At 69.7% G+C, this 25,941-nt stretch carries 20 protein-coding genes and 3 pseudogenes; 6 read left to right on the top strand and 17 right to left on the bottom strand.

All coding sequences use genetic code 11. From position 1 onward, the window contains the following. The first annotated feature begins 14 nt into the window (after window positions 1–14). Together ACIQI7_RS10425 and ACIQI7_RS10420 are read left to right on the top strand one after the other, a co-directional pair. The gene (locus ACIQI7_RS10425; RefSeq protein WP_401107242.1) at window positions 15–1,274 is read left to right on the top strand and encodes an acyltransferase family protein; all 1,260 of its coding nucleotides are present in this window, start codon (window positions 15–17) and stop codon (window positions 1,272–1,274) included. Between the two features lie 262 nt (window positions 1,275–1,536). Next, window positions 1,537–1,704: pseudogene (locus ACIQI7_RS10420) on the top strand (DUF4365 domain-containing protein); the annotation flags it as partial. A gap of 156 nt (window positions 1,705–1,860) precedes the next feature. On the opposite strand, the gene ACIQI7_RS10415 reads toward ACIQI7_RS10420, so the two are convergent. The 4 genes from ACIQI7_RS10415 to ACIQI7_RS10400 all read right to left on the bottom strand — a co-directional run bounded on the left by ACIQI7_RS10415 (window position 1,861) and on the right by ACIQI7_RS10400 (window position 5,919). Further along, window positions 1,861–2,658, bottom strand: a complete 798-nt coding sequence (locus tag ACIQI7_RS10415) for a DNA/RNA helicase domain-containing protein (RefSeq protein WP_401108005.1) — start codon at window positions 2,656–2,658, stop codon at window positions 1,861–1,863. A 571-nt stretch (window positions 2,659–3,229) separates the two neighbouring features. Beyond that, a complete protein-coding gene (locus ACIQI7_RS10410) occupies window positions 3,230–4,789 on the bottom strand; it encodes a hypothetical protein (protein ID WP_401107240.1) in 1,560 nt (519 codons plus the stop codon). A 9-nt stretch (window positions 4,790–4,798) separates the two neighbouring features. Next, on the bottom strand, window positions 4,799–4,975 hold the full coding sequence (locus tag ACIQI7_RS10405) for a hypothetical protein (protein WP_401107237.1): 177 nt from the start codon (window positions 4,973–4,975) through the stop codon (window positions 4,799–4,801). A gap of 41 nt (window positions 4,976–5,016) precedes the next feature. Then, on the bottom strand, window positions 5,017–5,919 hold the full coding sequence (locus ACIQI7_RS10400; protein WP_401107234.1) for a hypothetical protein: 903 nt from the start codon (window positions 5,917–5,919) through the stop codon (window positions 5,017–5,019). A 123-nt stretch (window positions 5,920–6,042) separates the two neighbouring features. On the opposite strand from ACIQI7_RS10400, the gene ACIQI7_RS10395 reads away from it, so the two are divergent. Then, on the top strand, window positions 6,043–6,351 hold the full coding sequence (locus ACIQI7_RS10395; RefSeq protein ID WP_401107231.1) for a transposase: 309 nt from the start codon (window positions 6,043–6,045) through the stop codon (window positions 6,349–6,351). Then, entirely contained in the window at window positions 6,348–7,238 is an 891-nt protein-coding gene (locus tag ACIQI7_RS10390) for an IS3 family transposase (RefSeq protein ID WP_401107228.1), read from the top strand. The genes ACIQI7_RS10395 and ACIQI7_RS10390 overlap by 4 nt, the downstream gene beginning before the upstream one ends. 1,063 nt (window positions 7,239–8,301) lie before the next feature. Here ACIQI7_RS10390 and ACIQI7_RS10385 read toward each other — a convergent pair. From ACIQI7_RS10385 to glnA, 6 genes and pseudogenes are all read right to left on the bottom strand, one after another. Further along, a pseudogene (locus tag ACIQI7_RS10385) lies at window positions 8,302–8,741 on the bottom strand (hypothetical protein). A 498-nt stretch (window positions 8,742–9,239) separates the two neighbouring features. Beyond that, complete coding sequence (locus ACIQI7_RS10380) at window positions 9,240–11,042, bottom strand: hypothetical protein (protein ID WP_401107225.1); 1,803 nt, start codon at window positions 11,040–11,042, stop codon at window positions 9,240–9,242. A 31-nt stretch (window positions 11,043–11,073) separates the two neighbouring features. Then, the gene (locus tag ACIQI7_RS10375; protein WP_401107222.1) at window positions 11,074–11,550 is read right to left on the bottom strand and encodes an ABC-three component system middle component 2; all 477 of its coding nucleotides are present in this window, start codon (window positions 11,548–11,550) and stop codon (window positions 11,074–11,076) included. After that, window positions 11,547–12,671 (bottom strand): ABC-three component system protein, encoded by a 1,125-nt coding sequence (locus ACIQI7_RS10370; RefSeq protein ID WP_401107219.1) that lies wholly within the window; start codon window positions 12,669–12,671, stop codon window positions 11,547–11,549. The genes ACIQI7_RS10375 and ACIQI7_RS10370 overlap by 4 nt, the downstream gene beginning before the upstream one ends. A 156-nt stretch (window positions 12,672–12,827) precedes the next feature. Next, a pseudogene (locus ACIQI7_RS10365) lies at window positions 12,828–13,441 on the bottom strand (IS5 family transposase); the annotation flags it as partial. 332 nt (window positions 13,442–13,773) lie between these two features. Further along, window positions 13,774–15,186 (bottom strand): type I glutamate--ammonia ligase, encoded by a 1,413-nt coding sequence (glnA, locus tag ACIQI7_RS10360; protein ID WP_360349943.1) that lies wholly within the window; start codon window positions 15,184–15,186, stop codon window positions 13,774–13,776. Between the two features lie 274 nt (window positions 15,187–15,460). Between glnA and ACIQI7_RS10355 the strand changes: the two genes are divergently transcribed. Beyond that, a complete protein-coding gene (locus tag ACIQI7_RS10355; protein WP_401107216.1) occupies window positions 15,461–15,928 on the top strand; it encodes an RDD family protein in 468 nt (155 codons plus the stop codon). Window positions 15,929–16,040: 112 nt separating this feature from the next. Here ACIQI7_RS10355 and ACIQI7_RS10350 read toward each other — a convergent pair whose 3' ends face one another. The 7 genes from ACIQI7_RS10350 to ACIQI7_RS10320 all read right to left on the bottom strand — a co-directional run bounded on the left by ACIQI7_RS10350 (window position 16,041) and on the right by ACIQI7_RS10320 (window position 23,728). Continuing rightward, window positions 16,041–16,730, bottom strand: coding sequence for a DUF4191 domain-containing protein (locus ACIQI7_RS10350; protein WP_387748770.1), 690 nt, complete (start codon window positions 16,728–16,730; stop codon window positions 16,041–16,043). Between the two features lie 127 nt (window positions 16,731–16,857). After that, window positions 16,858–17,073, bottom strand: coding sequence for a hypothetical protein (locus ACIQI7_RS10345; RefSeq protein WP_401107214.1), 216 nt, complete (start codon window positions 17,071–17,073; stop codon window positions 16,858–16,860). A 175-nt stretch (window positions 17,074–17,248) separates the two neighbouring features. After that, window positions 17,249–18,202: a lipoyl synthase gene (lipA, locus tag ACIQI7_RS10340; RefSeq protein WP_401107211.1), complete on the bottom strand. Its 954-nt coding sequence runs from the start codon at window positions 18,200–18,202 to the stop codon at window positions 17,249–17,251. Between the two features lie 156 nt (window positions 18,203–18,358). Further along, window positions 18,359–19,156: a lipoyl(octanoyl) transferase LipB gene (gene lipB / locus ACIQI7_RS10335; RefSeq protein WP_401107208.1), complete on the bottom strand. Its 798-nt coding sequence runs from the start codon at window positions 19,154–19,156 to the stop codon at window positions 18,359–18,361. Window positions 19,157–19,431: 275 nt separating this feature from the next. Beyond that, window positions 19,432–21,342 (bottom strand): helix-turn-helix domain-containing protein, encoded by a 1,911-nt coding sequence (locus ACIQI7_RS10330; RefSeq protein WP_401107206.1) that lies wholly within the window; start codon window positions 21,340–21,342, stop codon window positions 19,432–19,434. A 67-nt stretch (window positions 21,343–21,409) separates the two neighbouring features. Beyond that, complete coding sequence (locus ACIQI7_RS10325) at window positions 21,410–22,801, bottom strand: MFS transporter (protein ID WP_401107205.1); 1,392 nt, start codon at window positions 22,799–22,801, stop codon at window positions 21,410–21,412. A 165-nt stretch (window positions 22,802–22,966) separates the two neighbouring features. Then, window positions 22,967–23,728 (bottom strand): 3-hydroxybutyrate dehydrogenase, encoded by a 762-nt coding sequence (locus ACIQI7_RS10320; RefSeq protein WP_387748780.1) that lies wholly within the window; start codon window positions 23,726–23,728, stop codon window positions 22,967–22,969. Window positions 23,729–24,072: 344 nt separating this feature from the next. Between ACIQI7_RS10320 and ACIQI7_RS10315 the strand changes: the two genes are divergently transcribed. Next, window positions 24,073–25,941 carry a regulator gene (locus tag ACIQI7_RS10315; protein WP_401107201.1) on the top strand — a complete coding sequence of 623 codons (1,869 nt, stop codon included), beginning with the start codon at window positions 24,073–24,075 and terminating at the stop codon, window positions 25,939–25,941.

Raw genomic sequence — 25,941 nt, 5'->3', positions numbered from 1 at the left:
CGCTATCTTCTGCCGTGAGCATTTTCCCCCGGCAACGACCAGGTTCCCCGGGCCGCCGCAAGGCCGGCCGGGGCGGCCGTCTCGCCGTCCTGGACGGCCTGCGCATCCTGGCCGCGCTGATGGTGGTCTTCCACCACTACGTCGGCTACGGCGGCGGCACCAAGCCCGAGGAGAGTGCCTGGGGCAGGCCGGTCGAGCAGGTGTTCCACCGCGCCTCCGTGCCCGGGGCCTACCTGTGGACCGGAATATGCCTGTTCTTCGTGATCAGCGGATTCGTGATCTGCATGAGCAGCTGGGGCCGCCCGGTGGGCGACTTCGTCCGCTCCCGGGTCATCCGGCTCTACCCCGCGTACTGGTTCGCGGTCCTGCTCACCACCGCCGTCGTCGTGGTGTGGCCGCTGGTGCGCCAGCCGCTGCCCTCCGAGCAGGTCCTCGCCAACCTGACGATGTTCCAGGAGGGCCTGGGCATCAAGGACGTGGACGCCGTCTACTGGACGCTCTGGATCGAGCTGCGCTTCTACCTGCTCTTCGCCATCGTCGTGTGGCAGGGCGTGACCTACCGGCGGATCGTCGCCTTCTGCTCGATCTGGACGGTCGCCGGCATCGTCGCGGCGAGCACCAAGTGGCCCGTGCTCGACTTCTTCGCGATGTCGCAGGTCTCCTCGTTCTTCGTGGCCGGCCTCGCCCTCTACCTGGTCCACCGGTACGGTCCCAACCTGATGCTCTTCGGCATCGTCGGGATCAGCTGGATCCTCTCGGTCCTCTTCACCATCCAGCACCAGAAGGAGGTGAACCCCTACCTCGGCCGGCCCGAGCTGCCGACCTGGCCCGCCGTGCTGCTGACCACCCTCTCCTACCTGGTCATGATCGTGGTGGCGCTGGGCTGGGGCTCCCGGATCCAGTGGCGCTGGCTCACCTTCGCCGGCGCCCTCACCTACCCGCTCTACCTGCTCCACGAGACCATGGGCTGGACCGCCCTGCGCGCCCTCCACGACCGCGACGTCAAGCCCTGGACGGCGGTCGCCCTGGTCACGTTCGCCATGCTGGTCGCGTCCTGGCTCGTCCACCGGCTCATCGAGAAGCCCCTGACCCCCCGCCTCAAGACCGGCATGACCAGGAGCATCGACCAACTCCGCGCCGCCGAACCCCTCCCCCCGCAGCCCACCCCGGCCGCGACCCCCGCCCCCGGCATCCTGGAAACCGTCACCACCCCCTGGACCACGGCCTTCACCCCGAAGGACCTCCGCTCCCCGCACACCCCCGACCACCACTGACCCCCGGCAACCGAACGGCGCCGCGCGGCCGGCCCGACGAAGGTCGGACCACCCGCCCGGCGCCGTTCGCAGTGGTGTCGGCGGTCTCCTGCGCGCGCAAGGGTTACGACGACTGCAGCGCAGTCAAGCCCTTACTTGTCGTAGTACGCCAATCCCGGACCCCGAAGTCGGCTCGCGTGTCGGTGCTCTGCCCTAGCCTTGACCGATAGATCACGGGGGGAGCGAAGTGCCAAAGGCTCCTGAGAGCAGGCGTGTCGGACGTATGGCCGTGAACGAGGTCCGTTCGCTCCTGGAGCGGCACGGCCACATCGTGCAGGAGATCGACGGTGCGAACGACCATGGGAAAGATCTCCACGTCACCTTCCTCCAGGACGGGCAGCGGACGGCAGACTCCCTGGCTGTACAGGTCAAGGGCGGGGTCTCGGTACGCACCCGGAGGGGACACCGTGTCAACGTCGGAGATCACGGGGACAACTGGCGCGGGAGCCGGTTGCCGCAGGCCATCTCCAAGTCGCGCTACCAGGCGGCGCGGCGACGGCCAAGAGCCCGCGGCGAGCGCCGGTCCGGCAATCAGGAGGCGGGTGGTTCAGGGTCTCCGTATCCCGAGGTCGGCGAAGAGCTTCCTGGTGGCAGGGTCGACCGAGTAGAGCACCGTGCCACGGATGGAACGGGTCATCAGCACGCCATAGGCGTTGCGCAACGCCCGGGTGAGCTCGGCGTCGTCCTCGATGCGTGATGCCTTGCTCTTCACGTGTTCGCGGTGGGCAACCCAGGCGCCATCCTCCCAGGTAAGGTCGGGGCCCACGATCACGCCGCCCCACTCGTACTCGAGTCCCTGGGCCGTGTGTACGCACCCGATCTGGCCGAAGCCGCCGGGGTCGGTCGCCCAGAACTTCCGCTTGGGCACCCCCCGGGTGTTGTGCCTGTCACCGGCGTTCCAGGGGCGCGCCCAGTCGGGATCGGGACTGACGTCGGGCCAGGTGCCGGTGTCGTCGGTCCATTCCCAGCACATTCCGGCACTCATCCGGGCGCTCGCGCCCGCCGGGTCTCTGCGCAGGAGGAAGGACTCCATCTCGGCGGCGCTGTCCGCGTAGTAGAGCTCGAAAGGTTCGGGATCGGTGGCGCCATCGGGCTGCCACGCGATGGGGTTCCCGGCCATGAGTCGGCTGACCCAGGTGTCGTAGGTCGAGCTGCCGACGGTTCGAAGTACCCGGTCCAGGGTGATCGGCACGATCTCCACGCCGAGTCTCCGGAGCTCGTTCTTGAGCCTCTCCGGAGACCAGACCTCCTCCGCGAAGAGGCGTTGGTCGCCGTCGATGAAGAAGACCGGCACGCGAGCACGGGTGACGAGCACCTCCACTGAACTCGGTCCCGTTGACCGCATGCTGAAGGAGCCGGTCATGGGGCGCTCGCCTCTCCAGGCCCCGGCCCCGGCCGAGCGCATGCACGGACTGCTCGCGGGCTGACCAACCGCGTCTGGTGCACCTGTCAGGTGCCAGCCGGGACGACGGCGCATATCCGGCGGCCGTCTCATCGTCACGTGAGCGCGGGTCTCGGTAGCGATTCAGGGCGCCGAATCGCTGGGAGGCTCGTCCCGAGATCGAACTCAGTGCATTCCCGTTCAGCATCGCGAGCCCCAGGGCCTTCGAAACGACGTCGGCGAAATGCGTTTCCGCAGGTCAGCGAGGTGCTGACCTGCGGAAACGTTGAGAGATCGAACTGCGTTTCCGCAGGTCGGAGGGGGTCCTACAGGTCGTAGTTCTAATCGAACATGCCTCTGACCTGCGAAAATAGGGGTCGCACAGAAGATCATTTCACAATCAGTGCACACGCGGCGGCCTCAACAGATGAGAGGAACCGAGAAGCGTTGAGTAGGGACCACGAGGTTGGGTTCGGGGCCGCCGCAGGATGCAGCGCAGTGTTACTGATCGTGGAAGTGTGGATGTCGATGGGCCTCAGTGGCCCTGAGGGTCGGCTACGGCTGCGAAGAAGTCTCGAAGCATCGCCGGTGCTGTGGCCTGCTGGAGCTCGTGTCCGCCGAATCGGTATACCTGATATCCCTTGAGCCGTAGGGCCCGGTCTTCGGCGACCATTTTCGAGTACAGGCGTGGCGATGCGACATCGCCTTCGGCGTAGTGCTGCTTCCCGTCGACCTCAACGACAATTCGGACGGCTCCGGGGAGCAGGAGCAGGAAGTCCATGCGCTCGCGGCCCAGGACGCTGTCCTTGCCTCCCCGCTCTGCGCGAGTCCTGGGGTCGAGGTGCAAGTAGACCTGGGGGAGCAGTGCGGGGTAGGCGGCTCCTGCCTCGTCGATCGGATAGTGCCGACAGTAGGTCCGGAAGAGGAGTTGCTCGGGGGTGATCGCGTCAGGGCGTTTCGGGTTGTGGTGCAGCGAAGTCCAGAGCCGTTTGTAGAGGGCTTGGCCGACAGTTTGATCTGTCGTGCCTTCGGGGAAGGGCACCCGGGTTCGCCACCAGTCCATCAGGCTGCCCCAAGTGAGGCCGGAGGCTCCCAGGGGCCGGTCGAATTGGAGGCAGAACTCGCCGTTCTTCACGACCAGGACGTCGTTGTTGAGGGCGTCGCCGAGTACGAACTCCGGTTTGGGTCCATTGGAGGCGAAGTACAGGTTCTTCATGGTGCCAGGAACACCGGCACCGATGGGTCGGGGTGTGAAGACGGGGGCGCCGCTGATGCTGTCGGTCTCAGTGAGTTCGTATCCGTCGTGGATCAGCGCTGCGTTGATGAGGGAATGGAGCTGCTCGACCTCTGCGGCGTCGGTGCGGACCGCCGGGTGCAGCATCTCGGCAAGGAACCGGAGCAGGTACTCGTCGCCGTCCGCGAGGGCGAATCTCGGGTCTGTCCAGATCCAGTCCGCCTCCCAGTCGTTCGGATCGGCTATGCAGTGGTGCCCGATGTCCTGGGTAGCGCTGGCGTGTCGATGGTCGTTGCTGGGCAGGTTGTCGAGGTCGTACAGGCGGCCGAGGAACTCGACTTCGTCGAGCGTGCCCCACCAGTTGATCGGCAGGCGCTCGCGCAATCGCCGACGCGTGACATCGGTGATTCGGTGGGACTTCGGGCGGTCCTGCACGAGGTGTGGATGATGGGTGTCGAGCTTGCCCCATACAGGTTCGAAGAGCCCGGCAAGATATCTGCGTCGGGCATCGTAGCTGCCACTCATGCCCTGTTGCTTCCAATGGTTCTTGAAGCTCTTGAAGTCCCGGAAAGGCGGGGCGAAGGGCACTTTGAGCCGTCGCAGCACCTTGGGAAGTGCCCCGAGGAGGACGGCCATCTCGTTGTCGTCGAGGCGTCCGCTGCCACCGGTGGCAAACGCCTCCAGGTCTGTCCTGGCGATCCGGATGAGTTCGTAGGCAGCGTCCAGATCGGTCACGTCGTCCAGCGGGCCGGTGCGCAGGCGGTCGACTCGTTCGGAGTCGAGACCGGTCCTCGCGAAGCCGAATCCTCCTGGGCTGGTGTGCTGGCGCACGAAGGGCTGGTGATTCACAGCGCCGTCCATCTCCAGGTCCTAGAAGTCGACGTCGAGGACCGTGTAAGGGCGCCGGTCCAGCTTCGCTCTGCGTGTCTTCTCTCGCAGCCAGTCGGCAAGGCTCTCCTCGCGCTCCAGGAGCAGCACCAGCTCGCGCAGTTCGCTGAGCAGGCGAGCAGGGCGGCGATGGCCGCCCCGCTGGACCAGGCCACCCACGTGGCACTGCGGTCGACATGGGGGCCGCCACATCTACCTCGCTACGACTCCCAGCTCGGCTCCAGGCCCTGGCGCTGCAGTTCCTCCACAGCCTCGGACAGCGTGCCAAGATCCTCGATGGTGAAGTCTCCCAGGGCCGCCTTCCGATGGGAGTGGGCTGTGGTGGGCGGTACGGCGATCAGTGGGCTCGGCGAGGAGGCTATGAGCCGTGTCAAAAGCTGGCTGTAGGGGCCGGGAGGGAATGCGGGCTTCAGCGCGAACGGATCCGCGCAGTCCTGGTCCGGTCCGGCTGCCTTCGCGTAGACAGTGACCCCGCGGCTGGCGACCTTGGTGACGCCGTCCTCCTCGCTGACCACTCGCGGGTGCGGTGCGGCAGCGTCGGTCGGCCGGGGGTCCACGTGGACGAACATGGCAAGGGGAACCGCCCGAACGAGCCTGGCGGCCATGAGCATGGCGACCCGTAGTTCGAACACCCGCTCGGCGGCCTCCTCGGCGGAAAGGTCATAGAGGGCGTCGCAGACCTGCGAGGCGTACAGCGCCTCGTGCATGGCGCCTGTGACGCGCGAGACCATCGACGGCGTGGACTGGCGGTTGTCCCTCATGTCCTTCGCAAAGAACTTGTCCAAGCCCACCGTCTTCGCGTCACCGTTCAGCGCCAGAACGATCATGTGGTCGCTGCCGTAGGGCCATCGCACCAGCGCCCCGTACTGGCGCAGGTGGGCCAGCGTGCGGGTGACATCGGAGTTGCCGATCTCCAGGGGAATCCCTCGCGTCCCCTCGGCGTGCGCAGGGAAAACGATCTCGTCCGTAGCGAAAACAGTGGTGCCGCGCTCCGTGACCTTGAACGTGAGGCGCTCGCACCCCCAGGCAGCCTCGAAGCGGACCCAACCGTCACAAGGCGCACCGCTCTGCTCTTGGTCGACGGCGATGCTAATCCCCTGCAAATTCGCTTGGGTCAGAGTTTCCTGATTGCGCCGCCGTTCCTTGTCCTTGAGCGCTGTGAAGTTTCCCCTTGAGGTTGGACACCTGGAGACTGGGCGATGCAAGCCCGGAGGAAGCAGCACCAGGTGGGAATCAAGAGCAACATGGCCAAGCGGTACACGGCAGAGTTCAAGCGGGACGCGGTCGCGCTCGTCCGGTCCTCGCCGCATCGGAACGTCACCGAGATTGCCCGGGAACTGGGGGTCAGCCCGGAGGGGCTGCGGGGCTGGGTCAAGCAGGACAAGACCGACCGGGGCGAGGGCCGGCCGGGTGAGCTGACCAGCGCCGAACGCGAGGAGCTCACCCGGCTGCGGCGCCAGACCGTCGAGCAGCAGAAGACGATCGAGATCCTGCGCAAGGCGGCCGCCTATTTCGCGACCGAGACGACACGGTGATCCGCTTCCGTTTCGTTGATGATCACCACGGCGCCTGGGGCGTCAAGCGGATCTGTGCCGTCTTGGGGATCTCCCGGTCGTCGTTCTATGCCTGGCGGGCCGGCGAGGCCGCCCGCCGGGCCCGCCTGCGCGAGGAGGAACTGCTCGCGGCCGAGATCACCGTGATCCACCTCGCTTCCAGGGGCGCCTACGGCGTCCCGCGCGTGCACGCGGAACTTCGCCGCCAGGGCCGGGCCGCCAACCGGAAGAAGGTCGAGCGGATCATGCGCGAGCGCGGTATCACGGGCGTCACCCGGCGCCGGCGCCGTGGCCTGACCCGCCAGGCCCGCAAGCCGGTGGTCGTCCCGGACCTGATCGGGCGCGACTTCACCGCACCCCGCCCCGGGATGCGGCTGATCGGCGACATGACCTGCCTGCCGACCGAGGAGGGCTGGCTCTACCTGGCCACCTGCATCGATCTGGCCACCCGCGAGGTCGTCGGCTACGCGATGGCCGACCACCACCGCGCCGAGCTGCCGGTGGCCGCGTTGCGGATGGCGGCTGGCCGCGGTGGCCTGGAGCGCGGCTGCATTTTCCACTCGGACCGCGGAAGTGAATATACGTCGACTGAATTCCGAACTGAGATAAGCAAGTTGGGAATGAGGCAGTCGATGGGACGAGTCGGCTCCTGTTACGATAACGCTGCCGCTGAGAGCTTCTTCGCCGTGTTGAAGGAGGAGATCGGCACCCGGATCTGGCCGGACCGCGCCACCGCCCGCGCGGAGGTTTTCGCGTTCATCGAGACCTTCTACAACCGCAGGCGCCTGCGCAAGCACCCCCAGTGGGGCTACCTCACCCCACTCGAGATCCGACAGCGACACCAGCAAGGTCACGCCTTGGCGGCGTAGACGGACAGTGTCCAACCGCAGGGTGGAACTTCACTGTGGCTCCGACCCGGATATGGTTGAAGACCAGGTTGCCGGTGACGTACAAGCGCAACAGGTACCACAGCACGGCGTCGCTCTCGGTGTTCCAGCGCCCACTGTGCGGTTTGCCCATGGCGGGTATCAGGTGCTTGTCATGGCAGACCATGCCAGTCTTTCTGCGCCACATCATCGCGACCTCCGTCCCATAGGCGTCGACCAGTCTGGCGATCGCCCGACCCATGGCACTGTGTTCGGTCTCGGGTACTTGCCCGTCTTCCACCTGGAGCTCCATTCCTCCCGACGCAGACACCGGTGCGAGCGTAGCTGCCGGCACCGACAGCTCTTACTGCCGCGGTCCGCAGGGCACGGCCTCCAGCGAGTGGCACGCGCTGGAGGCCCCGTCGCGGCCAAGAGCGCAGTCGGGTTCGTCTGCTCACGACGATGCGCCGGACAGCTCGAAGATCCTTGGCTTCACTGCTCGGCGTCTCCTACCCATCCGCCCCTGTTGACGTGACTCACCGAAACGCAGCGAGGCCCGCGAATTCGGCGAGCCAGCGCGGCCTTTCGGGGTTGTGCGCGGAGGTGGTCAGGAGCAGACGATGCCGTCCACGGGGGCGAGGTGGATCGTGCGTCCGTCGGGAGCCCGCCAGGAGTCTGCGGCGGGGGCGGTGTGGGATCAGGGCGATGCCCGCCGAACCTGGAATGCTTACCCAGTTCGCGGGTGGCGCCGTATCTGCGGGTAGTGGCTCGGCATTGCCCGGGACGAGCCAATCGGGGCGGACCTGAACCCTGGAGAGGATCACCTGGCGGATGTCCTCCGTCGTCGGCCGCTCTGGCAGCACCGCTCGGCTGGCCTGGGCGACGAACTCGAACCCTCCGTCCGCCGTCGGCCACACTGGCAGGATGCGTTGGGACTCCGCGCCGAGCCGGGTGACTGCCAGGTCCGGATCGAGTGGTGATGTCAATGGGTACAGGTCACCGGTGATCCGGGATGGCGGAGGTATCGCCGCCATATCGGCCACTGCGGCCAGACCCTGCTCCTCTGTCAGTCGTGTCGCGACATTGGCGTCCGTCCCGGCGCATGACCAGCCCTGCTGTACACGGCCTCGATCAGGCTCTGGACCTGTTCTGGCGCTGCCACCGGTGCGGAGAGTCCGGTGAGTGCCTCGGCGGTCAGGCGCAGCAGCGAGCCGTCGTACACGCTTCCCCAGCGGCGCGGCGGTAGGTCACTGGCCGGGGTGAGGGCGACCATTCTCGGCCCCGTCGCCCTGCCGGTTCGCTTTTCCCGATCGTGCCGCCAGCACCGGCCCGCCCGCTGGAGGAGAAGGCTGGTCGGCGCGAGATCGCTGATGACCAGTCGAGGTCCAGGTCGAGGGACTGCTCCACCAGTTGCGTTCCCACGATCACCAGCCCGCCCTCCGGGCGTTCACCGTCGCGGCCGACGTACTTCTCGACCATGTCGGTGTGCTCCAGCCGTTGCCACATGCGACAGGGGCAACCGGGCACTGGTGATCATGGTGGATCGCGCTGTCCTCGGCCATCGGTTGCTGACCGGCGTCTCGCGTCGGCACCTGGCCGATCTGATCGTCGAACTCGCCTCGCTTGGGCAAGCGGTGGTGGAGTGCAGGCGGCATACGGTCCGCGGTGGTGTGCGGCGCCGAGCACCGCCTGGGCGGTTCACTCAGGCGACCACCGTAGGGCTCTCGACGGTGCTGCTGACCTCCGTGCCGGCCGGAATACCGATCAGCCGCCCGCTGAACCGGCGCGGCCCGATGACGGCAGGCTCCGCTGCTTGGTGGGCACAGGCGACACCTCGCCTGATGGGCGCAGTGCCGGTAAGAGATCGAACCTGCCGGGTGGGGAGCTGCGAGCTATGGCTACTGAGACGGGTGTACCCAGGCGCCGAGGTGATGTGGCGCATGACCGCCAGGGCTGTGGTGTGTGCGGGGTGTTCCTGCTCGACGCAGGCGCTCCCAGGCTGTGTCATTGCCCGGCAGCGGCCTCGGTCGGGAAGAAGCCGAACCTCTGCCCGTCCCGTTCACGGCTGAACATGTAGACCTCTGCCTCTTCGGTGATATCGGCGGGCGGGTCGCCGTTCTCGACGACGATGGCCTGTCCGGCGAAGTTGTGGAGGAGGCCGCGGTAGAAGTAGTCCTTCACGCTGTCCGGGAGAGCGGCGTCGCGGGTTCCGGGTTCGCGGTAGGTCACCAGCGGGGAGTCGAGGACGATGAACCCTGGGTGGCTGTGCTCCTGGGAGAGGCACAGGTCGGCCAGGGCGACGGTGAACGCCGCGTTGAGGACTGCACGCATGCCCTTGCCGTGGCCGGCGCGCGTCTTGCCGCCGACGGACATCTCTGCGGTGTACTGGTCGTAGTCCACCTCGCCGGTGAAGCGGACTCTCCACACCTCGAGTGCGTGCTGGATAGCCCGCTCGAATCCGACGATGACGCGGGCGGGAATGCTGCCGCTTGGCCGCCCTCCGGGGACGGCACCTTCAGCGACGAGTGACTGCTTCACGGTCTCAAGCTCCTCGATCCGCTCGTGCAGGCCCAAGTCGCGTTCGATTTCTGAGCGTTTGGCCATCAGCTCGGCGGTCTCGGCTTCCAAAGGCCGTAGCTCCTCCTCGGTGATGCGCGTGATCTCTCCGGTCACCGTCTCAGCCTGGGCGCGATGGTTGTCGCGCAGCTGGGCGAGCTCGTCTCGCTGCACGCGCAGGCCGTCGATGGTCAGCAGGAGGTCGCCCAGCAGGTGGCGGGTCTTGGTGCTCTCCGCGTCGACGGCCGCGTGCAGTGCGGTGGTCTCCTGCTCGCTGTGTGTCGGGCGTTGATGCTCGGGTTCGGCACCGCAGAACACGCAGGCGCCGGTGGTGAAGTAGCCGAGTAGGCTGCCGGCTTCATTGACCATCGCCAGACGCGCGAGGTCGGACTCGTACTGGCTGCGCAGCAGGCCGAACCGACCGAGGAGGCTGTCGATCTCGGCGAGGCGTTCGTCGTACTGCGCGAGTGTCACTGACAGAGTGGTGCGCTGGGCGACGGCCTCGACCTGCCGGTCGGCTACCTCCCGCAGCGCAGAGGAGCGGGAGTTGAGCGTGGCGATCAGACGGGCGAGCTGTTGCTCGAGGTCGCGTTGGTTGCTGTCGTTGGTGAGCTGCCGTTGGAGGTCGATGATCAGCCCGTCGAGGAGGGTGATCTTGCCTTTGTGGACACGGCGTTGTGCGGGGTTGGGTCCGGTGGCGGTGGGCGGTTCCCCGGCGCCGGTGAGCATGAGCTTGAGAGCCGAGCGGTAGGCAGTCTGGCCGTTGGTGCCCGCCGCCCGCAGGGCTGGGGGTACGGGTGAGACCATGCGTGTTTCGCTGACTAGACATAGGTGCAGTAGGTCGCGGAAGGCTAGGAGCTTGGTGTTGCCGCGGTCGTTGGTGCTGATCAGGGTGTTGTCGAGGCCGATTTGGCTGAGCAGAAACCGGGACAGGTTCGCGCTGCCCTTGGTGGAGTGCTGGGCGGCCAGCACCAGGTCGGGGCTGTGGTGAACGACGTCTCGTACATCGCTGCGGTAGACCTTGATGATGGTGGACCGCAGCCCGCGCACGAGCGTGATGACGCTGCCGTCGGGCAGAACGACGCCCAGAAGGATCTGGGAGTAGCGCTCGGCCTCGGGGATGACGTTGAGTTTGCGGGCGCCGAGCATGTAGTCGATCGCTTCGGTGACGAAGGACTTGCCGGTGTCGGAAGCTCCGTAGACGACGGTCAACCGCGGGTGGAAGGTGACCTGTGCCGGCTCCAGACCCATGCCGGCGAACGTCAGGTGAAGGAGTCTGAGGCTAGACAAGGTCACTCCCGGGAAGAGGCAGGCTGTCGCGGAACTTGTGGACCCAGAGGTCGGTGATCTGCCGGGTCGCGTCCCGGACTTCGGCCGCGGGAAGGCGCAGGTCTCTGAAGATCCAGTCGGCCCGGGTGCGCAGGTCACCGATGTACGGGGCCTCAAGGACGTTGACGAACCCTGGACCCTCTTCGCTTGCGCGGTACACCAGGCCGTCTGCGGTCGCCTCGACGTCGGCCAGTCCGGCCCGCAGGAGGACGACCAGGCCCTGCTCGATGAGGTGGCGCTTCATAGCGAGCTCGCCGGGACCTGCAGGGAGTGAGGGATGCAAGCTTGGCGGACCGTCCAGATCCGCGCTGTGCAGCATCGCGTGGTCGAGGTAGACCAGCTGAGCCAGGTCCAGGGGCTGCGGGAACGACGTTGACAGCAGGACCAGCGTTCTCATGCCCACCTCGAGCGGGCCGTTGAGTGGAATCACGATCCCTCCTTCGGGCACCAGGTCAGACGGTCATCGTTGGCCAATTGGTGGCAGATTCCCTTGCGGTCATTGGAGTGCACGTAGTCGACGAGAATGTTGTTCGCCAGCGGCATGTCGCCAGCGGTGTCCAGTACCTTGTTGAGGCGCTCGTAGCCGTTGGGGAAGTCACGCAGCTCGAAGTCGGCGACTCGGTTGTAGATGTCGTCCTGCAGGGCTTCGAAAGTTCCGGGCGGGACGCTGTCTCGGGCGAAGACTCGCAGCGCGTCCGCGCAGAAGAACGCCTCGCGCTGGCTCTGCAGGTGCCGACCAGCGCGCGGGTGAGCCTGGGCGTTGAGAGGGGAGTCGGCCGGGCAGCCCCATCTCTCCTCGTAGACTTCCAACAGCAACTGGATGTACCGCGCCTCGTTGGCGGTGTGCTCCATGGGAGGCTGACCGGTAGCGGGTCGTGGCTTGAGTGGTGTGCCGAACCGCTGGGCGTGGTAGGGGCCTTCGGCGTGCTGCTCCAGGATCTTGTCGAGGTTGGCGGCCTCGAAGCAGGAGAAGTCCGTTACCTGCGCCAGGTCCAGTGCGGCGGCCAGTGTGTCGTCGTCGTATTCCGCGCTGAGCCTGCTGCCGGGTGCCACCGCGCGCAGGAACTCGTCCTTGAGTTCACCGGGCTTAGCCAGAAGCTGGACCAGGGACGCGCCAATCCTTGGTGCGACGAAGACGTAGCGTTCGGGGAACTCGCGGTAGCGCCCGACGGCCACTGCGGCGAGGATCTTGAGCATCTCTGGGTAGGCGATGGCTGGGGTGAGCGATCGCTCGTAGCGCTTGCACTGAAAGCAGTGCCACGGCCCGTCGGTTTTGCGCTGAGTGAGGAACGCCGCGACATCGGCTCCCCGGTCGTTGGCCCCTCCCATGCCCACCACGTCGATGTACCCTGTCCCCTTCAGCGCCAGCAGCCACTCACGGACGAACTCCTCCCACTGCTCGGCCGACTGACTCATCAGAATCTGCTTCGGTGTCATGTGCGGAGGTGGAGCCATCATGGGGGATAGCACTGTCACCGGCGTCTGGGACGGCAGCGGCAGGTCGGTGAACAGCGGCTCCGTTTCGTAGGAGTACGAGTGCTTCCTGGCCATCTCGCCCCCGGGTCTATGCACGCTGTGTGATCAGTTACTGAGCAAGCAGTAATATCATTCATTGGCAGTACTCGGAAAGGCTCGGCGGGGACCGGATGCGTCACCACCTTGAGCCGCTTGGGCGCGGAGAGGGCATTCACGCCCCCTAATCCGAAGGCGCCTGGTGTGTGCGCAGGAGAGTGTGGACCGGTCGGGGTACGTGCGTGGGTGCCCGCCGCCAGGGCGCGGGACGCGGATGCGCTCCATGACTGGTATGAGCTGCGGGGGCGTCGCCCCACTGGCCCGGCGTGATCAGCAGGCCCGCTGGGCGGCGCCCGCCCTCGCCGGCCAGGCGGACCTTCGTCGTCAGCCCGCCCCGGGAACGCCCGAGTCCTTCATCGGGGCGGTGCTGCTGAGGCGTTGATCTTTTCCCGGCGCACGGGGCGGCTTCTTCCCGGCTCCGGCGGCGTGCTGGCGAGCCCGACAGGAGGTGGAGTCCACGCTCACCATGGTCCCGTCGAGGCGGCCCGCCGCATCGGCATCCGCCTGGATGGCACGCAGGATCCTGTCCCACGTGCCGTCCGCAGACCAGCGCTGGTGCCGCTCGTAGACCGTCTTCCGGCTGCCGAAACGCTCCGGAAGGTCCCGCCACGGGACACCGGTCCGCTGGCGGAACAGGATCCCGTTGATCACCCTACGTGGTCATTCCAGTGCCCGCCCCGCCGACCGCCTCCCGGTAAGTGCGGAGCCAGTCGGGCCCATTCATCGTTTGTCACATCACCCCGTCCCATGCCGGGCGCAACGAGTCGGGCATGGGGAAGTCACATGATCCGCAGGGCGGGGCCTAGCCCGAGGGAGCGGCAGGGCTGGCAAAGGAGCGAACCTGCTGAGTCGGCAGCCCGCGAGCGATGACTACTGAAAGTAGCGAGATGCCGTACTGCCCAGTGCTGGCAAGGGCAACGGGTGATCATCGCGAGTTCGATCTACGCGTGCTCATTTCACACTCATTTCACATCGCGAGCCCCAGAGGCATCCCGGCCAGACGTTTCCGCAGGTCAGGGCATTGCCTGACCTGCGGAAACGATGAGAGATCGAACTGCGTTTCCGCAGGTCGGAGGGGGTCCTACAGGTCGTAGTAGAGCTCGAACTCGTGCGGGTGGGGGCGGAGGGCGATCGGGGCGATCTCGTTGGTGCGCTTGTAGTCGATCCAGGTCTCGATCAGGTCCGGGGTGAAGACGTTGCCCGCGAGGAGGTACTCGTGGTCGGCCTCCAGGGCGTCGAGGACGGCGGGGAGGGAGGACGGGACCTGGGGGACGTTGGCGTGCTCCTCGGGGGCCAGCTCGTAGAGGTCCTTGTCGACCGGCTCCAGCGGCTCGATCTTGTTGCGGATGCCGTCGAGGCCGGCCATCAGCATGGCGGCGAAGGCCAGGTAGGGGTTGGAGGCCGGGTCCGGGGCGCGGAACTCGATGCGCTTGGCCTTGGCGTTGGAGCCGGTGATCGGGATGCGGATCGCGGCGGAGCGGTTGCGCTGCGAGTAGACCAGGTTGACCGGCGCCTCGAAGCCCGGCACCAGGCGGTGGTAGGAGTTCACCGAGGGGTTGGTGAACGCCAGCAGCGAGGGGGCGTGCCGCAGCAGGCCGCCGATGTAGTAGCGGGCGGTGTCGGAGAGTCCGGCGTAGCCCTGCTCGTCGTAGAAGAGCGGGGTGCCCTCGGTCCACAGCGACTGGTGGACGTGCATGCCCGAGCCGTTGTCGCCGAAGATCGGCTTCGGCATGAAGGTGGCGGTCTTGCCGTTCCGCCAGGCGACGTTCTTGATGATGTACTTGAACAGCATCAGGTCGTCGGCGGCGTGCAGCAGGGTGTTGAACTTGTAGTTGATCTCGGCCTGGCCGGCGGTGCCGACCTCGTGGTGCTGGCGCTCGACCTCCAGTCCGGCCTTGGCGAGTTCCAGCGACATCTCGGCGCGCAGGTCGGCGAAGTGGTCGACCGGCGGGACGGGGAAGTACCCGCCCTTGTACTTGACCTTGTAGCCGCGCACGTCGCCCTCGGCGGCGCCGCTGTTCCAGGCGCCGGCCTCCGAGTCGATGTGGTAGAAGGACGCGTTGGCGCTGGTCTCGAAGCGGACCGAGTCGAAGACGTAGAACTCGGCCTCGGGCCCGAAGTACGCGGTGTCGGCGATGCCGGAGGAGGCGAGGTAGGCCTCGGCCTTCCTGGCGACGTTGCGCGGGTCGCGGCTGTACGCCTCGCCGGTGACCGGGTCCTGGATGAAGAAGTTGATGTTGAGGTGCTTCTCGGCCCGGAAGGGGTCGAGGCGGGCCGTGGCGAGGTCCGGCACCAGGGCCATGTCGGACTCGTGGATGGCCTGGAAGCCGCGGATCGACGAGCCGTCGAACATCAGGATCTCGGACGGGTCGAAGGTCGCCGCAGGTACGGAGAAGTGCTGCAGGACGCCCGGCAGGTCGCAGAAACGGACGTCGACGAACTTCACGTCGTTGTCCTGGATGAACTGCTTCACTTCGGCGGCGTTGTTGAACATCCATCCTCCTCGGCGTGCGAATGTGGCTCACCATAGGAATGGGTCGTTTCCAGTCGGTGACCCGCTCGTTTCCTAGATGTTAACCACGACCGCCGGGCGGGCGGCAAAGACGTACGGGACGGGACAAATCGCCCCGCCCGGCTGGGCGCCGTGCCCCCAGTGGTCTGGACCACTTGGAAAGCCGCGGAACGGCGATTCACCCGGTCGGGGGTGATGGCCGGGCCGGAGGGGAGCCGGTGGCGGCGCACGCCGTCAGCCCGGTTAGTGTGGATTCGTGGACACCAGAGAAGCGTTGGGATCGTGGATCGACGGCCCGCGGGCGGCCGCCGAGAAGATGGGCGCCGACTTCGGCTACCGCGGCGAGCGCCTAGGGCTGCCCAAGGAGGGTTCCGGCTCGGTCGCCGGCCCCGGCCGCCGGATCGGCGCCCTGTTCGTGGACGGCTGGCTGGTCGCCCTGGTGGCGTACGGGCTGATCGCCCACGGCGACCAGGCCGAGGCCAACCTGTGGACCAGCCCGCTGTACTTCCTGGTCGCGTCCCTGCTGCTGGCCACCACCGGCACGACGGTCGGCAAGCGGCTGTTCGGCCTCCGGGTGGTCCGGCTGGACGGCGGCCGCGCGACCATCCCGCAGGTCCTGCTGCGCACCCTGCTGCTCTGCCTGGTGATCCCGCCGCTGGTGTGGGACCGCGACACCCGCGGCCTGCACGACAAGGCGGTCGGCACCGTCGAGGTCCGGATCTGACACCGGGCCCCCGGGTGCGAACGGCGTACGAACGCCGTACGAACGTCGAAACGGCCCCGCCGCGGAGCTTCCGCGGCGGGGCCGTTCTCGTGTCGTCAGGGGCGGGGGAGGGTCAGCGGGCCTGGCCGCCCTTGGGCATCCGGGCGCCCTTCGGCATCGGACCCTTGGGGATCGGCGCCTTGGAGAGCAGGTCGCCCAGCGCGCGCAGGCGGTCGTTGGTCTCGGTGACCTGGGCGGCGGTGATGGCGCGGGGCAGGCGCATCAGGTGGATCTGGAGCTTCTTCAGCGGGACCTCGCCCTCGCCGGTGCCCACCACGATGTCGTGCACCGGCACGTCGCCGACCACACGGGCCATCTTCTTCTTCTCGGACGCCAGCAGCTGGCGGACCCGGTTGGGGTTGCCCTCACCGATCAGCGCGATGCCCGCCCGGCCCACGGCGCGGTAGACCGCGTCCTGGTTGCGGGTGACCGCGACCGGGGTGGAGTTGGAGCTCCAGCCGCGCCGGATGTTGTTCAGCACCGCCGCGACGGCGCCCGGCTGCCCCTCCATCTGCCCGAACGCGGCGCGCTCGGCCCGGCGCCCGAAGACGATCGCCATGGCCAGCACGGCCACGATGAAGCCCAGGATGCCCAGGTAGACGGGATGCTCGATCGCGAAGCCGATGGCGAGGAACACGCCGAAGGTCAGCAGGCCGACGCCGGCGATGATCAGGCCGATCTTGGTGTCGACCTTCTTGGTCATGGTGTACGCCAGACGGATCTGCTTCAGCCGTCCGGGGTTCTCGGATGTTTCCCTCGCCATAACGCTCATGGTACGTGGCACGGGTACGGGATATCCAAGCCCGGGTACCCGTTCGCCCCAACCGTGACCCGTCCGCCCGCGCGCCGTCGCGCAGAGCGACGCCGGGGGCCTCGACGGCGCCGAAGCGTCACCGCCGTACGGGCCGCGCCCCCGCCGCGTCCACGGTCGTGCCCGCCGCCACCGCGTCGTCGTGCCGGCGGTCCGCCGCGTACCGGCGGTTCTCGCACACCGCCGCCCACGCGTTGCTCCGCGCGTGCCGCTGGCCGGGCGCGAGCAGGACGCTCTCGGCGAACCGCAGCGCCACCCCCACCGACCGGATCCGCATCCGCATCTCCATCCGCATGCCGAACAGCTCCTCCCGTGGCTGAGAAGAATCGAACGCTCACCAGGCGTCCAGAGTCCCCACCCCGTGTTACCAGCCCGTGACCAGCCGGTCAAAGCGTGGTGAAAGCGGAAGGGCGGAGCCGGAGCTCCGCCCTTCCCGTGGCTCGAAACGGTCGGGGACCGTCAGGCCGCCGTCAGACCGCGGCCTGCTCGCGCCGCTCCAGCGCCTGCCGGTACAGCCGGCCGGCCCGGTACGAGGACCGCACCAGCGGGCCCGACATGACGCCCGCGAAGCCCAGCTCCTCGGCCTCCTGCTGGAGCTCGACGAACTCCTGCGGCTTCACCCAGCGCTCCACCGGGTGGTGGCGCAGCGAGGGGCGCAGGTACTGGGTGATGGTGATCAGCTCGCAGCCGGCGCCGACCAGGTCGGCCAGCGCCTGGCTGACCTCCTCGCGGGTCTCGCCCATGCCCAGGATCAGGTTGGACTTGGTCACCAGCCCGGCCGCGCGGGCCTGGGTGATGACGTCCAGCGAGCGCTCGTAGCGGAACGCCGGGCGGATCCGCTTGAAGATCCGCGGCACCGTCTCGACGTTGTGCGCGAGCACCTCGGGGCGGGACGAGAAGACCTCGGCCAGCTGCTCGGGCACCGCGTTGAAGTCGGGGATGAGCAGCTCGACGCCGGTGCGCCCGGCCTCGCGGCCGGCCGTCATCGCGTGCACCTGGCGCACGGTCTCGGCGTACAGCCAGGCGCCGCCGTCCGCCAGGTCGTCGCGGGCGACGCCGGTGATGGTGGCGTAGTTGAGGTCCATGGTGACGATGGACTCGGCGACCCGGCGCGGCTCGTCGCGGTCGAACTCGGCGGGCTTGCCGGTGTCGATCTGGCAGAAGTCGCAGCGGCGGGTGCACTGGTCACCGCCGATGAGGAAGGTCGCCTCGCGGTCCTCCCAGCACTCGAAGATGTTGGGGCAGCCGGCCTCCTGGCAGACCGTGTGCAGCCCCTCCTTCTTCACCAGCGACTGGAGGGCGTTGTACTCCGGGCCCATCTTCGCGCGGGTCTTGATCCACTCGGGCTTCCGCTCGATGGGGGTCTCGCTGTTGCGGACCTCCAGGCGGAGCAGCTTCCTGCCGTCGGGCGCGACAGCGGACACGTGCGACTCCTAGAACTAGACGGGGTACCCCCAGGGTACGCCTGTGGTTGTACGGCCTTCGCCGGGCCTGCCGCCCTGCAATCGCAGGGCAACACGGCTACCGGTCGGTAGATTCCCAGCGGCCGCCGCGACTTCCGGCGGCCGGCGGGGGCGGGTTCAGCGGCTGAGCGCCGGCTCCGGCAGCTCGGCGAGGACGTCCGCCAAGTGGCGTTCGACCACCGGGGCGGCCTCGGCGACGGACAGTCCGCGCTTCAGCTCGCCGGTGAGCGAGGCGACGCCCGCGTCCCGGATGCCGCACGGCACGATCTTGTCGAACCAGGTCATGTCCGGGTCGCAGTTGAGCGAGAAGCCGTGCATGGTCACCCCGCGGGCGACCCGCACGCCGATCGCGGCGAGCTTGCGGTCGTCGCCGCGCTGACCGGCGTTGGAGGGGGCGTACTCGGGGCCGGCCAGCCGCGGGTCGATGCCCAGCGGCAGGCCCATCCGCAGGGTCAGCCTGCCGATGTCCACCACCTGCGCCGGGTCCACCACGGCGTCCGGGATGGAGTCGCCCAGCACCCAGACCCCGCTGCGGCCCTCGACCCTGGTCGACCCGATGCCGAACTCGCCGGCGGTGCGGATCAGCGCCTCCTCCAGCCGGCGGACGTAGGCGATGACGTCGATCGGGTCGGGCAGCTTGACGATCGGGTAGCCGACCAGCTGGCCGGGGCCGTGCCAGGTGATCTCCCCGCCCCGGTTGACCTCCACCACCGGGGTGCCGTCCAGCGGGAGGTCGGCGGGGTTGGTGCGCTTGCCCATGGTGTACACCGACTGGTGCTCCAGGAGCAGGACGGTGTCGGGGATCTCGTCCGCGACCCGCAGCGCGTGCAGCCGCTGCTGCTCCTCCCAGGCCTCCTGGTAGGGCACGGTCCGCTCACCTATGCCCATGTGGACAAAACGCACGTTCTCGCTCATGCGCCCGCCTCGCTGCGCTCGGCGGTCACTTCGCGAAACGCGCCGCCCCTGATTGTTCGATCGCTTCGCTCGCTCACCGCTGCCGCTCCTTGCCAGGCGTTCGAGACCAACCTCGCCACTGTACGCCCCGGCCGGGTCGGACCTTCAGCCGTCCCGCCCGCTCGCCTCCGCCCGCTCGCCTCCGCCCCCGCCCGGCAAGCGCCCGACAACCGCCCGCCCTCGTCCCCGCCGAGCCCCCGCCGAGCTTCCGGCCGACCTGCCCATCCAGCTCCCGCTCAGCCCCCCGCGAGCAACTGCAGCCGCAGCGCGAGCTGGAGCTCCAGCGACCGCTCCGGCTGGTTCCAGTCCCGCCCGAGCAGCGCCTCGACCCGGTCCAGCCGCTGGACCACGGTGTTCACGTGGACGTGCAGCTCGTCCTTGGCCTTGGTCAGGCTGCCGCCGCAGTCGAAGTACGCGCGCAGGGTGCGGACCAGCTCGGTGCCGCGCCGGGCGTCGTACGCCAGCAGCGGGCCGAGCGTCGCGCCGACGAAGCCGTCCACGTCGTGGCCGTCGCCGAGCAGCACGCCGAGGAAGCCGAGCGCGCGGGCGGAGGCGCCCTCCCCGGCGCGGCCGAGCACCCGCAGCGCCCGGACGCAGCGCAGGCCCTCGCCGTAGGCGGCGGCCAGCGCGGACGGTCCGGCGGCCGGGCGGCCCGCGCCGACGGTGACCGGGAACCCGGCCAGCCGGGCCAACCGCTCGGCGGCCTGCCGGGCGGTCTCCTCGGCGTCGTCGGTGCCGCCGCCCTCGACGGGCGCCAGCAGCACCACCGTCTCGGCGTGCTCGGCGCTGACGCCCCGGGAGCCGAACAGGTAGCGCCGGGCCGCGCCCGCCAGCCGTGCCCGGTCGTCGCCCTGCCCGTCGGCGGGCTCCGCGACCAGCACCAGGTGCGGCCGGGCGAGGTCGACGCCGAGCCGGCGGCCGCGCGCGGTGAGGCCGGCCGGGTCGCGCTCGGGGGCGGTCAGCAGGTCGGTGAGCAGCTCGCCGCGGATCCGGTTCTCGGTCTCGGCGACCGAGCGGCGCAGCAGCAGGAGCAGCGCGGTGACCACGCTGGCCCGCTCGAACAGCCGCCGGTCGGCGTCGTCGAGGCCGGGCCGGCCGCGCAGCACCATGGTGCCGAGCGCGTCGTGCCCGGCCAGCACCGCGCACACCCACTGCTCGCCGTGCCGTACGGACCTCCCCTCGGCGCGGGAGGCCGCGACCGCCTCGGCCAGTTCGGCGGCGGGCACGGCGCGGCCGGCCAGCGGCTCGCCCTCGGCGTCCAGGACCGCTATCTCCCCGCCCAGCAGGGTGGCGACGGCGGCCGCGACGTCCGGCACCTCGGCGCCGCGCAGCACCAGGTCGGTGAGCCGGTCGTGCGCCTGCTCGGCCCGCTGGACGGCGGCGGAGTGGGCCCGGACCAGCTCGTTGGCGGCGTTCAGCTCGGCGAGCGCGGCCCGGGTGTCGGCCAGCGACTTGGCGGTGTCCAGGGCGATCGCGGCGTGCGCGGCCAGCGAGCAGAGCAGTGCGACCTCGTCGGGGGAGAAGGCGCGCGGCGTGCGGTCGGCGGCGAACAGGACGCCGATGACCTGCCCGCCGAGCAGCAGCGGCACCCCGATGATCGCCACCAGGCCCTCGTCCAGCACGCCCGCGTCGATGGTGCCGGTGTGGTGGAAACGAGCGTCGTTGCGGTAGTCGGGGGTGGCGTACGGGCGGGCGGTCTGCGCGACCAGCCCGCCCAGGCCGTCGCCGAGGCTGAGCCGCAGGGTCTGGAACAGGACGGAGACCGAGCCGTCGGTGACCCGCATGTAGGTGTCGCCGGCGGCCTCGTCCGGCAGGGTCAGGTACGCGGTGTCGGTGCCGAGCAGCATCCGGGCCCGGCGGACGATCGCCTGGAGCACGGTGTCCAGGTCCCGGGAGGCGGCGAGGTCGCCGGCGGTGTCGAACAGGGCGGTCAACTCGGCTTCCCTGCGCCGGTGTTGGCGCAGCGTCCGGTGAACCCGTAGGGCCTGCCAGGTGGCGTCGTCGATCTCGGCGAGGACGGCGGCCGGCGCCCCGCGGCGGCGGGCGTCGGCCAGCACGTCGGCGAAGTCCTCGGTGGCGGCGCCGGAGGCGAGCAGGTCGAGCAGCCGCCGCAGCGCGGGTGCGGCGCTTTCGTGAGGGTGGTTCATGGTGCGTGCTGCCAATCGGCGTCGGTTCCGTCGGTTCCGAGAAAGCGCGATCGTACCGGCTCGGTCCTCAGGCGACGGCGGGCTTTCCGGCCGCGGCCGCGTCCGGCTCCTGGCCCTCCCGGTCGCTTCCGCCGTCGACCTCGGCGAGGTCCTGGCCCTTGGTCTCCCGGCCGCAGAGCACCGCCACCACGGTGATCACCGCGGCGATCGCGACGTACACCGAGATGGGGGTGGCGCTGCCGTAGTCCTTGAGCAGCGCGGTGGCGATCAGCGGCGCCGGGGCGCCGGCCGCCACCGAGGAGAACTGGGCCCCGATCGAGGCGCCCGAGTACCGCATCCGGGTCGCGAACAGCTCGGAGAAGAAGGCGGCCTGGGGTGCGTACATGGCGCTGTGGAAGACCAGGCCGACCGTCACCGCGGTGACCAGCGAGCCGAAGGACCTCAGGTCGACCAGGCCGAAGAAGACGAAGGCCCAGGCGCCCACGCCGACCGCGCCCACCAGGTACACCGGCCTGCGCCCGACCCGGTCGGAGAGCGCGCCGAACAGCGGGATCAGCGCGAACTGGATCGCGGAGGCGATCAGGACGGCGTTCAGCGCGGTCTGCTTGGAGAAGTGGGCGTGGGTGACGGCGTAGGTGAGCACGAAGGTCGTCATCACGTAGTAGGAGATGTTCTCCGCCATCCGCGCGCCCATGGCCACCAGCACCTCCCGCCAGTGGTTCCGCAGCACCTCCACCAGCGGCAGCCGTTCGGCCGTCGCCCGCTCCCGCTTCCGCTCCTGCTGCGCCGCCAGCGCCTGCTTGAACAGCGGCGACTCGTCCACCGCGAGCCGGATCCACATCCCGACCACGACCAGCAGGGCCGACAGCAGGAACGGCACCCGCCAGCCCCACGCCAGGAACTCCGCGTCCGACTGCACCGCCGTCATCAGCGAGAGCACCCCGGCCGCCAGGAGGTTCCCGGCCGGCGCCCCGCCCTGCGGCCAGGACGCCCAGAACCCGCGCCGCCGCTGGTCCCCGTGCTCCGACACCAGCAGCACGGCGCCGCCCCACTCGCCGCCGAGCGCGAAGCCCTGCACCAGCCGCAGAACCGTCAGCAGCACCGGCGCCGCGACGCCGATCGAGTCGTACGTCGGCAGCAGCCCGATCGCGGTGGTCGACCCGCCCATCAGCAGCAGGCTCACCACCAGCAGCTTCTTCCGCCCGACCCGGTCCCCGAAGTGACCGAAGACCAGCGCCCCGAGCGGCCGCGCCGCGAACCCGATGGCGTAGGTCAGGAAGGACAGCAGCGTCCCGGTCAGCGGATCGCTGTGCGGGAAGAACAGCCTCCCGAACACCAGCGCCGCCGCCGTTCCGTACAGGAAGTAGTCGTACCACTCGATCGTCGTGCCGATCAGACTCGCAGCCACCACTCTCGGGAGTGAGCTGCCGGCTTCCGTACCTCGTGCAGGGGCGTTCATGGCCACCACTTCCAGAACCAGGGGGAGACGATGTCGCCACAAGGTAGGAAGCGCCCGACCTCGGGACTATGTGGGTGACCCACACAGTCCCGGGGTCGAATGTGCCTGCCCACCCTATGAGCGGGGCGGTCGAGCGGGGCTGTCGGAGAGCGGAGCGCCGCCCGCTCAGTGGGCCGTCCAGCCGCCGTCGAGGGGGAGGCTGGCGCCGGTGATGTAGGAGGCGGCGGGAGAGCAGAGCCAGAGGGCGAGCTGGGCGACCTCGTCGGGTTCGATGAGTCGCTTCACGGCGGTGCGGTCGAGCATGATCCGCTCGACCACCTCGTCCTCGGGGATGCCGTGGGCGAGCGCCTGGGCGGCGATCTGCTTCTCCACCAGGGGCGTCCGGACGTAGCCCGGGTTGACGCAGTTGCTGGTGACGCCGTACGGCGCGCCCTCCAGGGCGACGGTCTTGCTCAGGCCCTCCAGCCCGTGCTTGGCCGTGACGTACGCGGACTTGAAGGCGCTGGCGCGCAGGCCGTGGACGGAGGAGACGTTGACGACCCGGCCCCACTCCTGCTCGTACATGTGCGGCAGGGTGCGGCGCAGGATGCGGAACGGGGCCTCGACCATGACGCGCTGGATCAGCGCGAAGCGGTCGGGCGGGAACTCGTGCACGGGCGCGACGTGCTGGAGGCCGGCGTTGTTGACGACGATGTCGGCGTCGTCCGGGAGGGCGTCCACGGCCCCGGGATCGGCGAGGTCGGCGACGATCGCGCGGCCGCCGATCCGCTCGGCGAGCTCCTCGGCCGGGCCGGCCGCGAGGTCGACGACGTAGACCCGGGCGCCGGCCCCGGCGAAGGCCTCGGCGCAGGCCCGGCCGATGCCCGAGGCGGCCCCGGTGACCATGGCCGTGCGGCCGGCGAGCGGGCGGGCAGTAGAGGTGTCCATGGCCGAGAACGGTAGGAATCCGGCGGCCCCGCTCCCATGTGGCGGACCGCCACAGCATCCCCGTGAGCTGTGGTGTTGTCCGCCATGACACCGGTGCGGGGTCCGAACGGCGGATCGACCCTCGGAACCGCCGACGGTTCGGCCCCGGAGGAGCAAACCCAAGGTGACGTCGCTTCCCCACAATGGGCGCGGTTGCTTCACCCGTTCGGTGGATTGCTCGGTCAGATCCACCCATAGCGCCCGAATGCTCGCTACATTCACGCCGATTCCCGACAGGGGGCGCCGCCCCAGGCCGCCGAAGTGCTGGTGAGGCCCGGTGCGACGTCCGAGAGGTGTTGACAGACATGCCCCAACGGCCTGCAACCGACAGCCCGGCGTACGGACCGCTCGACCCGCTCGGCCAGCACCGAGGTCCGGTCGGCCGGACCCTTCCGGACGCCCCCGACGCCCTGACCGCCGAAACGCTGCCCGCCGACGCCCCGGACGCCGACGACCTTCGGCTGCCGGTGCAGGCCACACCCGACCGGCACGAGGGCCCCGCCGCGCCCGCGCCCGCCCCGGCCCGCGGCCCCGGCCACTCCGGCCCGGCCCCGCAGAACGGCCAGCTCGCGGCGCTGATCGAGGAGGCCGGCTTCTCGCACGCGGGCCTCGCCCGCCGGGTCGACCAGCTCGGCCTGGAGCACGGCCTCGACCTGCGCTACGACAAGACCTCGGTCACCCGCTGGCTGCGCGGCCAGCAGCCGCGCGGCGCCACCCCGGCGCTGATCGCCGAGGTCTTCACCCGCCGGCTCGGCCGCCGCCTCACCGCCCAGGACCTCGGCCTGGACGCCTGCGCCCCGGTCTACGCCGGCCTGGAGTTCGCCGAGACGCCGCAGGAGGCGGTGGACATCGTGGCGAGCATGTGGCGCAAGGACAACGGCCCGCAGTCCGAGCTGCGCCGGATCGCCTTCACCCCGGCCGGCCTGGTCGTCCCCAGCCGGGACTGGCTGATCGGCCGCACCGACGAGCGGGTCGCCCGGGACGGCTCCACCCTGGCCCGGCCGGACGCCGCCACCGGCCCGCCGGCCGGCAGCGCCACCTCCGCGGCCATCACCGGCGCCCCGGCCCCGGGCGCGCCCGGGGCGTCCCCCGGGAGCCCGGCGCGCGGCCCGGCCCCCGGAGCTCCCGGTGCCCCCACCGCCCGCAGCACCGCCGGGACCACCGGCACCGCCCCCACCATCGGCCGGGTGCCGGTCCAGAGCCGCCGGCCGCCGGTCGCCGTCGAGCCGCCGTACACCGACCCGGCCCGCGAGTCCCGCCCCGCCCTGCGGGTCGGGCGCGGAGACATCGCCGCCATCCGCGCCGTCGGCGACCTCTTCCGCGCGCTCGACCACGCCTACGGCGGCGGCCACGCCCGCCAGGCGCTGGTCCGCTACCTGGAGAGCGAGGCCGAGCCGATGCTGCGCGGCCGCTACGGCGAGCAGATCGGCCGGGCCCTGTTCGGCGCGGTCGCCGACCTCACCAGGCTGGCCGGCTGGACGTCCTTCGACATCGCCGCGCACGGCCTCGCCCAGCGCTACTTCGTCCAGGCGCTGCGCCTGTCCCAGGCCGCCGGGGACCGCGCGCTCGGCGGCTACGTGCTGGTGACGATGAGCCAGCAGGCCGTCCACCTGGGCCACGGCCGGGAGGCGGTCCAGCTCGCCCGGGTCGCCCAGCAGGGCGTGGGCACCGCGGTGCCGCCGGTCGTCCAGTCGCTGATGCACGCCGCCGAGGCGCGCGGGCACGGCCTGTTGGGCGACGTCCGGTCCTGCACCACCGCCCTGGTGCGCGCCGAGCGCTCCCTGGCGGCGGCCCGGACGGGTGACGAACTGCCCTCCTGGGCGCGGTACTTCGACGAGGCCCAGCTCTCCGACGAGTTCGCCCACTGCTACCGCGACCTCCAGCAGTGGCGGACGGCCGCGCAGCACGCCGAGAAGTCGCTTCGGCTGCGCTCGCCCGCCTACGCCCGCAGCCGGATCTTCTGCCGCCTGGTGCTGGCCACCGCGCGGCTCGGCATGGGGGACCTCGACGAGGCCTGCACCATGGCCACCGACGCGCTGCGGGCGGCGGGGGAGATGCGCTCGGCCCGCTCGCTGGAGTACGTCCGGGACTTCCACCGCCGGCTCACGCCCTACCGCGGCAGCCCGGTGGCCCGCGCCTTCGAGGAGACGGCCCGCCAGGCGGGGGTGATCTGA

The organism is Kitasatospora sp. NPDC092039, from assembly GCF_044756065.1.
Taxonomy (GTDB): Bacteria; Actinomycetota; Actinomycetes; order Streptomycetales; family Streptomycetaceae; genus Kitasatospora.
Note: the sequence above shows the minus strand (reverse complement) of the source record. Positions and strands in the feature narration are given on the sequence as shown.